Source organism: Chlorobaculum sp. MV4-Y (genome assembly GCF_025244685.1).
Taxonomy (GTDB): domain Bacteria; phylum Bacteroidota; class Chlorobiia; order Chlorobiales; family Chlorobiaceae; genus Chlorobaculum.
In genome coordinates, this window is the sequence record NZ_CP104202.1 from 470,359 (window position 1) to 484,679 (window position 14,321).

General features: G+C 59.5%; 8 protein-coding genes. 2 read left to right on the top strand and 6 right to left on the bottom strand.

Annotated features, from left to right (window positions below; genetic code table 11):
• Nucleotides 1-52 precede the first annotated feature (52 nt).
• From leuS to rsmI, 4 genes are all read right to left on the bottom strand, one after another.
• Nucleotides 53-2,473: a leucine--tRNA ligase gene (leuS, locus tag NY406_RS02280; protein ID WP_260633726.1), complete on the bottom strand. Its 2,421-nt coding sequence runs from the start codon at nt 2,471-2,473 to the stop codon at nt 53-55.
• Nucleotides 2,474-2,589: 116 nt separating this feature from the next.
• Nucleotides 2,590-4,797, bottom strand: coding sequence for a polyribonucleotide nucleotidyltransferase (locus NY406_RS02285; protein WP_260535134.1), 2,208 nt, complete (start codon nt 4,795-4,797; stop codon nt 2,590-2,592).
• Nucleotides 4,798-4,976: 179 nt separating this feature from the next.
• Nucleotides 4,977-5,831: a pantoate--beta-alanine ligase gene (gene panC, locus NY406_RS02290; protein WP_260535136.1), complete on the bottom strand. Its 855-nt coding sequence runs from the start codon at nt 5,829-5,831 to the stop codon at nt 4,977-4,979.
• Nucleotides 5,815-6,549 carry a 16S rRNA (cytidine(1402)-2'-O)-methyltransferase gene (rsmI, locus tag NY406_RS02295; RefSeq protein WP_260535138.1) on the bottom strand — a complete coding sequence of 245 codons (735 nt, stop codon included), beginning with the start codon at nt 6,547-6,549 and terminating at the stop codon, nt 5,815-5,817. The genes panC and rsmI overlap by 17 nt, the downstream gene beginning before the upstream one ends.
• Before the next feature lie 100 nt (nt 6,550-6,649).
• Here rsmI and NY406_RS02300 point away from each other — a divergent pair, with 100 nt between their 5' ends.
• Complete coding sequence (locus NY406_RS02300) at nt 6,650-7,633, top strand: ABC transporter ATP-binding protein (RefSeq protein ID WP_260535140.1); 984 nt, start codon at nt 6,650-6,652, stop codon at nt 7,631-7,633.
• 145 nt (nt 7,634-7,778) lie between these two features.
• Complete coding sequence (gene sppA / locus NY406_RS02305; protein WP_260535142.1) at nt 7,779-9,437, top strand: signal peptide peptidase SppA; 1,659 nt, start codon at nt 7,779-7,781, stop codon at nt 9,435-9,437.
• A 95-nt stretch (nt 9,438-9,532) separates the two neighbouring features.
• Here the strand turns inward: sppA and NY406_RS02310 are convergent, their stop codons facing one another.
• Together NY406_RS02310 and NY406_RS02315 are read right to left on the bottom strand one after the other, a co-directional pair.
• Entirely contained in the window at nt 9,533-11,089 is a 1,557-nt protein-coding gene (locus tag NY406_RS02310; RefSeq protein ID WP_260535144.1) for a YifB family Mg chelatase-like AAA ATPase, read from the bottom strand.
• A gap of 411 nt (nt 11,090-11,500) precedes the next feature.
• Nucleotides 11,501-14,245 carry a phosphoenolpyruvate carboxylase gene (locus tag NY406_RS02315; RefSeq protein ID WP_260535146.1) on the bottom strand — a complete coding sequence of 915 codons (2,745 nt, stop codon included), beginning with the start codon at nt 14,243-14,245 and terminating at the stop codon, nt 11,501-11,503.
• Between the last annotated feature and the right edge of the window lie 76 nt (nt 14,246-14,321).

Here is a 14,321-nt window from a genome sequence, read left to right on the forward strand (position 1 = left end):
ATCAAAAATTTACAGAAAAAAAACAGATGATGCCATGCGTCATTTTATCAGCTCATTTCGGCTTGACGGCAAAGTTGACCAGTTTGCCCGGCACGGCGATCTCTTTGATGATCGTCTGCCCCTCGAGGAACTTCGCGACGCTTTCCACTTTTTTCGCCTTTTCGATCATATCATCCTTAGTGCAGCCCGCCGGAGCCTGGAAGGTTCCCCGGAGCTTGCCGTTGACCTGCACGGCGATGGTGACCACGTCGTTTGCCGCGAGCGCCGGATCGAACGCCGGCCATGAGGCTCCGCTGATCGACTCCGCGTGGCCGAGCGTCTGCCACAGCTCCTCGGTGATGTGCGGCGCGAAGGGCGAGAGCATCACGAGCACGGTCTCGACAGCCTCGCGGCTGTAGCATCCCGCCTTGTGCAGCTCGTTGACGAGCACCATCATCTCCGAGATGGCGGTGTTGAACTTGAGCTGGTCAATATCTTCGGTCACCTTTTTGATCGCCTTGTGCATCCGCTTGAGGATCGCGTCGTCCGGTTTCGTCTCAGTGACTCTCGGTGTTTCGGCGAACTCTTCCCAAGCGAGACGCCACACCTTGTTGAGGAAGCGGCTGATACCCTCGATACCGTTGGTGTTCCAGGGCTTGACCTGTTCAAGCGGGCCGAGGAACATTTCGTACAGCCGTACCGCGTCCGCGCCGTAGGTGGCGAGCACATGGTCGGCGGGGATGACGTTGCCACGTGATTTGGACATCTTTTCGTTGTCCTCGCCGAGAATCATGCCCTGGTTGAAGAGGCGCTGGAACGGCTCCTTGGTGCTGACGACACCGAGGTCGTAGAGCACCTTGTGCCAGAAGCGCGAATAGAGCAGGTGCAGCACCGCGTGTTCCGCGCCGCCGATGTAGAGATCGACGTTCATCCAGTATTTTTCGCGCGACGGATCAACGAGCGCGTCGCCATTCTGCGGGTCGATGAAGCGCAGGTAGTACCAGCAGCTTCCGGCCCACTGCGGCATGGTGTTGGTTTCGCGGCGGAATTTGCCGTGCTCGTCCTCGCCGTAGAGCCAGCTCTCGATGTTGGCCAGGGGCGACTCGCCGGTTGAGGTGGGCTGGTAAGCTTCGACCTCCGGCAGCGTGAGCGGCAGATTGGTCTCCGGGCGCATCGTGCCGTCCTCGTAGTGCTTGATCGGGATCGGCTCGCCCCAGTAGCGCTGGCGGCTGAAGACCCAGTCACGCAGCTTGTAGTTGACCTTGCGCATGCCCTTGCCCTTCGATTCGAGCCAGGTGGCCATGCGGTCGAAGGCGGTCTTGAAGTCGAGGCCGTCGATGGAAATTTCGTCGTTCGACGAATTGACGCAAACGCTGTCTTTGCCCTCGAACACCTCCTCCTGCACATCGTGCGGACTTTTGATCACCTCGCGGATCGGCAAACCGAATTTTTTGGCGAACTCCCAGTCACGACTGTCGTGCGCCGGGACGGACATGATTGCGCCGGTGCCGTAGCTGGTGAGCACGAAGTCCGAAATCCAGACCGGTAGTGCTTCGCCGGTGGCCGGATTGATCGCGTAAGAGCCGGTGAAGACGCCGGTTTTGTCCTTCTGCAGGCCGGTGCGCTCCAGTTCGGTTTTGAGCTTCGCCTGCTCGATATACTTTTTGACCTCCACGAGCTGCTGGGCGATGGCGAGCTTTTCGGCCATCGGATGCTCCGGCGAAATGACGAGGTAGGTCGCGCCGAACAAGGTATCCGGGCGGGTGGTGTAGACGCGCAGGTTGGTGCGGTGGCAGCGCAGTTCGAAATCGATCTCCATGCCTTCGGAGCGGCCGATCCAGTTGCGTTGCATCTGCTTGACGTTCTCCGGCCAGTCGAGCTCATCGAGGTCTTCAATGAGCCGCTCGGCGTAGGCGGTGATCTTGAGCACCCACTGGCGGAGCGGTCGGCGCACCACAGTGTAGCCGTCAGCGATCTTCTCGTCCACCTCTTCATTGGCCAAAACCACCTTCAGCTCCTTGCACCAGTTGACGTCCACCTCCGAGATGTAGGCCAGCCCTTTTTCGTAGAGCTTCAGGAAAATCCACTGCGTCCACTTGAAGTAGTTCGGGTCGGTGGTGTTGATCTCGCGGCTCCAGTCGTAGGAGAAGCCCATGCTTTTGAGGGTCTCGCGGAAGTTGGAGACGTTTACCTCGGTGGTCAGTCTCGGATGGGTACCGGTCTTGATGGCGAACTGCTCGGCGGGCAGGCCGAAGGCGTCCCAGCCCATCGGGTGCAGCACGTTGAAGCCGCGGCAGCGCTTGTAGCGCGCCATGATGTCTGTGGCCGTGTACCCTTCGAGGTGACCGACGTGCAGCCCCGAACCACTCGGGTAGGGGAACATGTCGAGCACGTAATATTTTGGTTTCTCCTGATCCTGGCCCGAGGCAAAGGTGTTTTCGCTTGCCCACCGGGCCTGCCACTTCCGCTCTAACGCTGAAAAATCGTATTTCATGATCTCCTTGTCATGTTCAAAAATGTGCCGGGAAGATAATCCCGCTACGGTAATGAAAAAAGGCAGTGCAGGTTTCATATTTCTCCTGCACTGCCTTTCGTTCAGTTTCGTTCCGTTCAGTCTCGCTCGGGCCTTGCAGCGGCGCCGTTGGTTTCGGCTGATTGCTCTTCCGTCTCGAGCAGCGCCTTCATCGAGAGGGCGAACTTGGTCTTTCCGGTGCGTGGATCCTTGCGCACGTCGATCAGCTTTACCTTGATCCGGTCACCCACCTTGAGCACATCGCTCACCTTGGCGATGCGCTGCTTCGAAATCTCCGAGATGTGCACCAGACCATCGGTCTTTGGCAGGAACTCGACGAAGGCGCCGAGCTCGTCGCGGATGTCGCGAACCTTGCCCATGTAAACCGTGCCGACCTCGGGTTTGGAAACGAGGGTCTTGATGGTCTCGACCGCTGCCTTGGTGGCCTCGGGGCTGGAGCAGGCGATGGTGACTGTGCCGTCGTCGTCGATGTTGATCTCCGCGCCGGTCTCCTCGGTGATGCTGCGGATGGTTTCGCCGCCCTTGCCGATCACCATGCCGATGGCGTCCACCGGAATCTGGATGGTGGTGAGGCGCGGAGCGTATTTGCCGATATCTTTGCGCGATTCGGGAATTGCCTCGGCCATGACGTCGAGGATGTGCAGACGTCCGCGGCGCGCCTGTTCGAGCGCGGTTTCGAGGATGTGGTAGTCGAGGCCGTCGATTTTGATGTCCATCTGGCAGGCGGTGATGCCATCACGGGTGCCTGCCACCTTGAAGTCCATGTCGCCAAGATGATCCTCGTTGCCGAGAATGTCGGAGAGCACGGCGTAGCGCTCGCCTTCCTTGATGAGGCCCATTGCGATGCCGGAGACCGGTTTCTTGAGCGGAATGCCGCCGTCCATCGCGGCCAGCGTGCCACCGCAGACCGAGGCCATCGAGGACGAACCGTTCGATTCGAGGATGTCCGAGACGAGGCGCACGGTGTAGGGGAACTCCTGCTCAGATGGCATCACCATCTTGATAGCGCGCTCGGCGAGGTTACCGTGGCCGATCTCACGCCTGCCGGTGCCGCCGACCCTGCCGGTTTCGCCGACCGAGAAGGGGGGAAAGTTGTAGTGCAGCATGAAGCGCTTGTCCTTGTCGTCGGTAAGCGTATCGACCGACTGGGCATCCTTTTTGGTGCCGAGCGTGAGGGTGACCAGCGCCTGTGTTTCGCCGCGCGTGAAGAGCGCCGAACCGTGCGCCCTCGGGATGAGGCCCAGCTCGATGCTGATCGGGCGAACCTGTTCGAGCGTGCGGCCGTCGAGGCGTTTGCTATCGTCGAGAATCATGTGGCGCATCACCTTTTTCTCGACTGAGTGGATGCACTCCTCGATGATGTGTTCGTTCATGCAGAGCGCGCTGGAGGGATCGGCTTCGATCTGATCGGGGCCGACACGGTCGGTGAAGTGCGTGAGGGTTTTCCTGATGGTTTGCGTGTAGATTGCTTTGGTTTTTTCGGCGCGCTCCTCCTTGGCGAGCGGGGTGTAGGCCAGAGCTTTCAGCTCAGCCGAGCAGTGCTCTTCAACGAAATTGACCAGTTCGTCCGGCGCGACGGTCGGGGAGAATGGCCGTTTGGGCTTGGCCACCTCTGTGGCGAGTTCGCGCTGGAGAGCGCAGATTTTCTTGATGGCGTTGTGGCCGAATTTGATGGCGTCGAGCATCTCGACCTCGGAGATCTCCTTCATCTCGCCTTCGAGCATACAGATGGTATCCTCGGTGCCGCCGATGCAGATGTCCATGTCGCTCTGTGCCAGCTCGTTGATATCCGGATTGACGACGAAGAGGCCGTTGATGCGCCCGACGCGAACTTCCGACATCGGGTTGGCGAACGGAATATCCGACACCATGATCGCAGCCGAAGCGGCGATGCCGCCAAGCACATCGGCGTCGTTGATCGTGTCGGAAGAGATGACCGAGATGATGATCTGGGTCTCCTGATAGTAACCGTCAGGGAAGAGCGGGCGCAGGGCGCGGTCGATCAGGCGGGCGGAGAGAATTTCTTTTTCGGAGGGGCGGCCTTCGCGTTTGAAGAAGCCGCCGGGGAACTTGCCGGCTGCCGAATATTTTTCACGGTACTCGACCTGGAGCGGGAAGAAGTCCTGATTCGGCGACGGAGGCGTTTTGCTTGAAACCACCGTGGCGAGCACCATGGTGTCCTTCATCGTCACGACAACCGCGCCGTCGGCCTGTTTGGCCATTTTGCCGGTTTCGATCGTGATTATCTTGCCGTGTCCAAGATCGATCTCTTTTTTGATAAACATTGAAATCAGTTGTGGTTAAAAGTGATGAACCTCTTCGCTGGACCTTCGGGACGATGCCATGCCGATGGAAAAATCAGGTTCCGGAATGCCGGTCACGGTCGAAGCCAATTCAAAAATTAAAAAAGTCAAACAATATACTATAAAATAGTTCCCTTCCAGTACCGGTTTGCCGGAATGCATCATGGGCATTCAAAGCGCCAGTTGTCGATCAGCCTCGTCTTGCCGATGCGCACCGCCATGACGAGGCGGCAGGCTTTGCCAGGAACCGCCTGTGTGACCGGCTCGAAAGTGGCGTTATCGACGAAGCAGATGTAATCCGGCGCGGCGTCTGGCTCGGAGCGCACCAGCGCATCGGCTTCGGTGGCAATTGCCTCCAGATCGGCGCGGCCTTTGTCGATCTCCGCCTTCGCGTGCTGGATCGCGCGATAGAGTACCGTTGCCTGCTGGCGTTCGTCCGAACTGAGGTAGATGTTGCGCGAGCTGGTGGCCAGCCCGTCACTTTCGCGAGTGACCGGCGCGCCAAGAATCGTGACGGCGATGTTCAGGTCGGCCACAACGCGCCGAATGACCGTGAGCTGCTGCGCGTCCTTCTCGCCGAAGACCGCCAGGTGCGGGCGTGTGATGCCGAGCAGCTTGACCACCACCGTGGCCACACCGCTGAAATGGCCGGGCCGCGATGCGCCCTCGAAGCGCGTAGCGATGGGACCGGGATCGATGCTTGTCGAGTATCCATCCGGGTACATCGCTTCGACCGACGGCGCGAAGAGGTAATCGATGCCCGCTGAACGTGCCAGCGCGGCATCCTGCTCGAAGGGTCTTGGATAACGGTGAAAATCTTCGTTCGGGCCGAATTGCGTCGGGTTGACAAAGATGGTCATAATGACCGTTCCGGCATGTGCTTTCGCGAGTTTCACCAGACTCAGGTGCCCTTCGTGCAAAGCGCCCATCGTCATGACGACGCCAATGTACTGGTGCTGGAGACGCAGTTTTTCGGCGATCTTCTGCATCTCGGCGGGGTCATTGATGATCTGCATGTTCCTGTCTCTTTTTTGATCGTTTGTCTGGCGGATGGACGACCACGACGAATTCGCCCCGCTGCTTCTGGCCGGTAAAGTGGTTCGCCAGTTTGTCAGGGGTGCCGGTGACGTACTCCTCGTGCATCTTGGTGATTTCACGCGCGGCGAACACCTGCGCTTCGGGAAAGTGCTCCTTCACCTCCTCCATCAGCCGCCCGATCCGGTGCGGCGATTCGTACAGTACGATAGTGCTCTCGATGGAGGCAAGAAATTCGAGACGGCTTTTGCGCCCCTTCTTGTGCGGCAAGAATCCGGCAAAGAAAAAGTTGTTCGACGGCAGCGGACAGACCGAGAGCGCCGCCGTCAGGGCGCTTGCGCCCGGCACCGGAATCACCGTGAAGCCCTCCGCGTGCGCCGCATTCGCCATCGTGTAGCCGGGATCGCTGATGGCGGGAGTGCCTGCGTCGGTCACGAGCGCCACGTCTGCGCCCTCTTCGAGCAGCTCGATCACTTGCCGCACGGCGCGCTCTTCGTTGAAGCTGTGGTAGCTGACGAGGCGCTTGCCCTCGATGCCGAAATGTTTGAGCAGAATCGAGGTGCGCCGCGCATCCTCGCAAGCGATGGCTCCTGCGTTGCGCAACGTCTTGACTGCCCGAAAAGTCATGTCGTCAAGATTGCCGAGCGGGGTGGCCACTACGTAAAGCGTGCCTTTATGTTCGTCGCGGGAATTAGTCAATGGTTGCACCAGTTGATCAGGGGCGGCCTTTATTCGGGAAGCTTGTATATTATGACCATAATTATAGTAAAAATTATGAGAAACAGATTGATGCAAGCCCATGCAGCGTGAACAGATTCTGTCGGTCAGCGGCCTGAATGTGCATTTTCCGGTCAGGAACTCCGGATTATCCGGCGGCAAGCAGGTGGCCAAAGCGGTTAACGGCGTGTCGTTCGAGGTGTTCAAGGGGGAGACCCTCGGCCTGGTCGGCGAGTCGGGGTGCGGCAAGACCACGCTTGGCAGGTCGATCGTGCGGCTGGTACAGCCTTCAAAAGGGGGCAAAATTGTGTTCCGTGGCCGCGACATTACCGGGCTTGGCAACCGGGAGTTCAGGCCGCTGCGCACGGAGATGCAGATGATCTTCCAGGATCCATTTGGCTCGCTCAATCCGCGCCTGACCGTCGGACAGACGCTCGGCGAGGTGCTCAAGGTGCACGGCATCACGAAAGGAACCCAGGCCACCGCAAAGAAAATCGACCAGCTGCTCGACACCGTCGGCCTCAACCGCGACTATGCCAGCCGCTACCCGCACGAGTTCTCCGGCGGCCAGCGCCAGCGCGTCGGCATCGCCAGGGCGCTCGCGGTCAACCCCTCGTTCATCATCTGCGACGAACCGGTCTCGGCGCTCGACGTCTCGATCCAGTCGCAGATCATCAACCTGCTCAAAGATTTGCAGCGCGAGCTGGGGCTGACCTATCTTTTTATTGCGCACGACCTTTCGGTGGTCGAGTACATTTCGGATCGCGTCGCGGTGATGTACCTCGGCAAGATTGTTGAAATCGCCGATGCCGGAACGCTCTACGCCAACCCGAAGCACCCCTATACGCAGGCATTGCTCTCGGCCATTCCCATGCCTGAACTCGGTCACCAGCGCGAACGCATCGTGTTGAAGGGCGATCTTCCGGGACCGCTCTCGATTCCGGAGGGGTGCAGTTTCCATCCTCGTTGTCCATTCGCGATGGAGGAGTGTCGGAGACGGGAGCCGGAACTGCTGCCGCTGAAAGATGATCCGTCACACAACGTAAGCTGTCTTCTTTACCAGTAATTTATTAAGTCGATATGGCAGACAAGAACCAAAAAAAGGTGGATGTTTCCGTGCTGGGTGCCTGACGTCAGTCGTCATCCTGATTCTACTAGCAGGGCTGGGATGGTTTGCGCATCAGCGAGGCAATCGTCTTCCCGACCACTTCGTGCTCAGAGTGCCTCTGAGCGGAGGTATCGATGAACGCGCGCCGGACGACACATTGCTGCCTGTTGGCGGAACCCGTCGGCAACTCGCACTCGAAGAAATCCTGACCATTCTCGACCGGGCAAAAACCGACAAGCGTGTCGATTCGGTGCTGCTCCAGATCGATGGTCTTGGTGCATCGCCCGCAATGATACAGGAGCTGAGAAGTTCGATTGCCGCTGTGCAGAAATCGGGCAAGAAGGTTACAGCGTTTCTTGTCACGCCTGAAGACAAGGATTATCAGCTCGCCATCGCCTGTGATTCAATCATTGTACAGAAAGGTTCCTGGATGACGCTCGACGGGCTTAAGGCCGAGCTGTTCTTTGTCGCCGATCCGCTCAAAAAGCTCGGTGTCAGCTTTCAGGCAGCACAGTGGAAAAAGTACAAAAGCGCCGTCGAATCGTTCACCAGAACTTCGCCCAGCCCTGAGAACCTCGAAGAGACCAATGCGCTGCTCGACGACGTCTGGGCCGATTATCTCGACACCGTGTCGCGGCAGCGAAAAATCGGCAAGGATGCCTTCAGAGAGGTGATCGATTCGCTTGCCGTGGTGACGCCTGAAAAAGCACTTGAGCTTCGACTGATCGACCGGGTGGCGACCGAACATCAGCTTGAAAAAGAGTATTCAAAGCGGCTTGACAAGCCTGTAAAGGAGCTTTTTGTAGGAGGAGGGGCGTATCTTGCCGCTACCGGAGGGATGAAACCGAAGGCCGTTGGCGACCGTATCGCCGTGATTACCATTACCGGCATGATTGTCGGCGACCAGACAGCCGATATGGGTGAGGGGGAGAGAACTGACGTTTCGACTGTGAAGCAGGCGCTTCATACAGCGCTCGACGATCCCAAAGTCAAGGCGATTGTGCTGCGCATCGACAGCCCCGGCGGCGACGCGCTTGCCGCCTCCACGATGCTCGAACTGCTCGAAGAGGGGAAGACGAAAAAGCCTATCGTGGCCTCGATGTCGGGCGTGGCGGCTTCGGGCGGTTACATGGTGGCGCTCGCCGGCGACAAAATTTTCGCCGAGCCGATGACCGTGACTGGCTCGATTGGCGTCTTCTCACTAAAGCCTGATCTGAGCGGCCTGCTCACGAAGACAGGCATCCACCGCGAAGTGTTCGAAAGGGGCCGCTTCGCCGACGCGGAGACGCCCTTCAAACCATTTGACGGCGCAGCATTTCGCAAGTTCATGGAGTTGACGGGCGTGGTGTATGACGATTTTATCTCCAAGGTGGCGAAAGGGCGCAAGATGACGCCTGCTGCGGTCGATGCCGTCGCCGGAGGCCGCATCTGGAGCGGCAAGCGGGCGCTCGAAGTCGGTCTCATCGACCGGATTGGTGGGCTCGCCGATGCGGTGCAGGAGGCCAAAAAGCTCGCGAAAATGGACGCCAAAGCCAGCCCGGAGTTGCTCTATCTGCCCGTCCGCAAAACCTGGCTCGAATACCTGCTGGGAGGCAACACATCGGAGATCGTCTCGGCGTTGACCGTCGGAATAGTCAGGCAATCGCTCGGAGAGCTGCTGCCTGTCACCCGCCTGCCCGGTACCGAAACAGCCCGATTCCTGCTCCGCACCGAAGAGCCGCAAGTGCTCGCGCTCGACCCGGTGTGGGTGGAGATAAAGTGACAGTTCTGTGAATGTCGGGACGGCTCTTGTGGCCGTCCCGACAAAATCGTCTTTCGATAGATCGGTTCGATCTGTCCGATCTGTCAGATCATTCTTCAAAAACTCCAGAACTCGCGGTCAAGGCTGCGGTACTGTATGCCCTGCACGAGATGCTTCATTTCGATATGTTCCGCGCCGTCGAGGTCGGCAATGGTGCGGCTTACCTTGAGGATGCGGTCGTGCGCCCTGGCCGAGAGGTTGAGGCGGTTCATCGCCTCCATCAGCTTTTCGGCACTCTCCTTGTCGAGCTTGCAGAACTTGCGGATCAGCTTCGAGTTCATCTGCGCGTTGGTGAAGATGCGCGGTGAGGGCAGCGCGGCGAAGCGTTCGTGCTGGATGGCACGTGCTGCGATCACCCGCTTGCGGATCTCGCTGGAGCTTTCCGCCGAACTGTTCGAGAACAGCTCGATGTTCTCCACCTTCGGCACGTCGATGTGGATGTCGATGCGGTCGAGCAGCGGGCCGGAAATTTTGGAGAGGTAGCGCCGGATCTGCTCCGGCGATGCGGTTGGCAGGCCGTCGCGATCCTTGAGCGGCCCGGCGGGACTCGGGTTCATCGCCGCCACCAGCATGAAGCCCGCCGGGTAGCGCGTCGAGAGCGCTGCGCGGGCCACGGTCACTTCGCGGTCTTCGAGCGGCTGGCGCAGCACTTCGAGCGCGTTGCGGGTGAACTCCGGCAACTCGTCGAGGAAGAGCACGCCGTTGTGCGCCAGGCTCACCTCGCCCGGCTTGGCTTGTGCACCGCCGCCGATCAGCGCTACGTTGCTCGTGGTGTGGTGTGGGCTGCGGAAGGGGCGCGTGATCATGAGCGGACGGTTGCGTTCGAGCAGGCTCGATACCGAATAAATCTTGGTGGTTTCAAGCGACTCCTCGAAGCCGAGCGGCGGAAGAATGCTTGGAATCGCTTTGGCGAGCAGTGTTTTGCCGCTGCCGGGCGGGCCGATCATGAGCAGGTTATGTCCGCCCGCCGCGGAAATTTCGATCGCTTTTTTGGCGGCGAGCTGCCCCTTGATTTCGGCAAAATCGACCGGGTAATCCGGCTCGCAGTCGAACAGCTCAGCGACATTCACACTGACCGGTTCGGGCGTGATGTCGCCGTTGAGGATCCCGGCAGCCTCGAGCAGTGTTTCGACGCCGAACACCTTCGTCGCCGCGCCCGTTGCCGAAATCGCCACAGCAGCTTCCGCCGCGTTCATTTTGGGCACGATCATCCACCGGATGTTCTCCCGTGCGGCCATTACGGCCATCGGCAACGTGCCGCTGATGCGCCGTACCGACCCGTCGAGCGCCAGCTCGCCGAGCACGATAATATCCTCGAATTGCCCCCTGATCTCGCCAAGCGAGCCGAGCAGGCCGACCGCGATGCCAAGATCAAACGAAGTACCCTCCTTTTTGACATCGGCAGGCGCGAGGTTGACGGTGATTTTCTTCGACGGCAGCTCAAAGCCGGAGTTGCGGATAGCAGTCAGAATGCGCTCGCGGCTCTCCTTGATTGCGCTGTCCGGCAGCCCGACCACCGTGAAGGCAGGCAAACCACCGGAGACATTCGTTTCAATCTCGACCTTCAGTGCGTCGATACCCAGCAGCGCCGCCGCGCAGAGTTTGGTAAGCATATATAAAACAATGAGTAGGGGTTGATCACTGCCAGCGCCGGTTCTATAAGGTTAGGGGATAAGCGCCGCTTTTGCCTGATTATACAGAAAAATACGGCGATTTCCACCTTGTGTTAACACGATGCGTTGCCACTAAAGCTCTTTTGGTGAAAAAGGAGGTGGGGGCAGAAGAGATTTAGAAGAGAGTGATGGATCCCGTGAAGAGGGGGGCAGGCATTGACCAGTCTGGGCCACGCGGCCACTGACAATCTGACTTCTTTGTGACAAAAAGGCGTACTTGCACTTACTCCGAGACATTCAACACTTGAAATACACCGGATTTCCAACAGCCAGAGAGACTTTTTGGCGGAACGGCTGGTGCTATAAAATGAGCAGTGGAGGTGACCCGTTCATTATGCCCTCGCTTGTTTTTTACCCCGTCGTTCTCAGCCCGCTGGAAATTGCGTTGACCGTGAGCAGTAGTTCGGGGAGCAGGGCGTCGGCTTGCTCCTGGTTGCCGGAGGCTTTGGCGGCTCGCCAGCTTTTAAGGAGGTCGATTTGCAGGCGGTGGAGCTTGTTGAGGCCCTCTTGGCGGGTTTCGATGAAGCGGGCGACGTTGAAGTGCTTCTCCCTGAGCGGGCCGCCGTAGAGCAGGTCGAGCAGGCGCATCGTGCGCAGATATTCCGCCTGAATCATGCCGAGCAGGTTTTCGCGAATGCTTTTGTTTTCGACCAGCGCGGCGTACTGCTCCATGATCCACGGATCGACCGAGAGAATGCTCGTGGCGATGTTGTTAATAATATAATGGAATGGTGCCCAGGAGAAGTCACTTTTGCGCATCACCTCGAAGGTTTCGGGATCGGTGGCGCGAAGCTCTTCGAGCGCCGAGCCGGCGCCGTACCATCCGGAGATGGCAAAACGGGCCTGGTTCCAGCTGAAGACCCACGGTATCGCGCGGAGGTCTTCGAGGCTCTGGCGTCCGGTGCGGCGCGTGGGACGTGAGCCGATGCGACTCGATTCGATGATGTCGATCGGCGTGGCCTGACGGAAAAAATCGATCAGTCCGTCGGTTTCGATGAGTTGCCGGTAGGCTTTGTTGCTGCTGTGGGCGAGCGTGTCCATCGCCTTTTCGAGCGGGTGGGGGCGGTAGCCCTCCTTGCGGTGGTCGAGCCGGGCTTCGGCGACTCCGGCCAGGAAGAGTTCGAGGTTGTAGGCCGCGCTGATGCGATTGGCGTACTTCTGCGAAATGGTTTCACCCTGCTCGGTGACGCGCAGTCCGGCGTCGAGCGAGCCGTGCGGCTGTGCCCGGATGAAGCGGTGCGTCGGCCCTGCGCCACGACTGATGCTGCCACCGCGTCCGTGGAAGAAGAGTATATCGACGCCATACTTTCGTCCTGCCTTGATCAAACGTTCCTCGGCGCGGTAGAGGCTCCAGAGGCTTGCGACGATGCCGCCGTCCTTGTTGCTGTCGCTGTAACCGACCATCACCTGCTGCACCGGCTTTTTCCGTCCGTGCTGTTCCTGCTGCAACGTTATGCTGCGGCGTGTGACAGGATGGGCGAGGAAGCGGCTGAGAATGTCGTGGCTGCGTTCGAGGTCGTCGATGGTTTCAAAAAGCGGCACCACCGGAATCGGGCAGGCGTCGCCGTCGCCGTGCGGCACCATGAGGCCGACCTCGCGGGCGAAGAGGTAGATGACGAGCAGGTCTGAGACGTTGCGCGTCATGCTGACGATCAGGGAGCCGATGCCGTCGGGGCCGAACTGCCGGTAGTGGTCGAAGAGCACCCGGTAACAGGCGAGCACGGTTTCGGCTTCCGGTCCGGCGTGCATGTCGGGGTGGGTGAAGGGGCGCGGCGAGAGCAGCTCGCGTTCGAGGAACTCGAGGCGGGCCTCTTCGCTCCATTCGGGAAATCCTTTGCCGTCGAGTCCCGCCGCCATCATGAGCTGCGAAAGGGCAAGGTCGTGGAAGCGGCTGTTCTGGCGGATGTCGAGCCGTCCGAGGTGGAAACCGAAGGTCTGCACGATGCGATAGACCGGGGCGACGTCGCCACGCGCGATGGTTGTGGCGTCGATGGCCGTGAGCGAACTCATCAGTAGCTCAAGATCCTCGAGCAGCTCGGTGTGGCGGCGGTAACAATAGTGCTCATTTTCCGTTGTTCCGTCGGGCAGGGCAGCGATCATCAGGTTGACAAACTGCCGCCAAGGCTCGTGGAGGTTTCTTTCGAAAGCGCGCCCCCCCTTTTCGCCGAGTTTGTGGCGCAGCGTCTCCATGCGCTCCTTCATCGCGCCGGAAGGGGACTGGAATCGGCCCGAAAGACTGAGCATCGAGGCGAGCCGTTCGAGTTGTCGGCGGACAAGCTCGATGGCGTAGCTTCGCATCTCCTGGAGCGTCTCCTGCGTGGTTTCGGCGGTGACGAGCGGGTGGCCGTCGCGGTCGCCGCCGACCCAGCTTCCGAAGCTGAGGCGCGGCAGGTTGCGCGGATCGGCTGTGATCGCCGGGTCGAATCCTGCGACGGCCCAGGCCTTTTCGAGGCGGTTGTCGAGAATGGGCAGGATGTCGGGGAATATGGTGTGCAGGTAGTGCAGCACGTTCTGTCGTTCAGCGCTCACCTCGGGTTTTTGGAACAGAATTTCGCCGGTGCGCCAGAGCCGCTCGAGTACTACCTTGATGTCGGTGCGAATCTTGTCGCGCTCGGCGGGTGTCCACATGCGGTTCTCGCGCTTGACGAGCAGAAGATACAGCTCGCGGTGCTGTTCGAGCACGGTGCGGCGCTTGGCCTCGGTCGGGTGGGCCGTCAGGGTTGGCTCGACCTCGATATCGGGAAGCTCCGCTGCGATTTCGGCTTCGGTGACGCCGAGGCTTTTCAGGTGGCGCAACGCTTCGCCCCAGAGGCCGCTGAGCGACTCAACGCCTTCGCTCGATTCGAGGCGGCGGCGGTACTGGGCGGCAGAGTTCTCCTCAGCCATGTTCAAAAGCTGGAAGACGATCGACCAGGCCTGGATGGCGCGTTCAGCGCGGTTGAACTCCCCTATAGGCGTATTGCTGTCACCTCCGATGTGTCGGGCAAGCGCCTCCTGGCCAAGATTTTCCAGCACCTCGATGAAGCAGTCGAGCAGGTAATGGAAATCGAGCGAGGCTTTGTCGAAATCGACGACGCTGGTCGTAGAGGTGATCATGGTATCGGGGTTTCTGATTGGACAATGGCTGGTACTTCAATGAAACTTACGCTTCGCGCGGCTGCAAGCAAAATGC

Excerpts from the sequence above, each read along its gene's own strand:
- leuS (WP_260633726.1), bottom strand. The coding sequence starts at position 2,473 with ATGAAATACGATTTTTCAGCGTTAGAGCGGAAGTGGCAGGCCCGGTGG.
- NY406_RS02285 (WP_260535134.1), bottom strand. The coding sequence starts at position 4,797 with ATGTTTATCAAAAAAGAGATCGATCTTGGACACGGCAAGATAATCACG.
- panC (WP_260535136.1), bottom strand. The coding sequence starts at position 5,831 with ATGCAGATCATCAATGACCCCGCCGAGATGCAGAAGATCGCCGAAAAA.
- NY406_RS02300 (WP_260535140.1), top strand. The coding sequence starts at position 6,650 with ATGCAGCGTGAACAGATTCTGTCGGTCAGCGGCCTGAATGTGCATTTT.
- NY406_RS02310 (WP_260535144.1), bottom strand. The coding sequence starts at position 11,089 with ATGCTTACCAAACTCTGCGCGGCGGCGCTGCTGGGTATCGACGCACTG.
- NY406_RS02315 (WP_260535146.1), bottom strand. The coding sequence starts at position 14,245 with ATGATCACCTCTACGACCAGCGTCGTCGATTTCGACAAAGCCTCGCTC.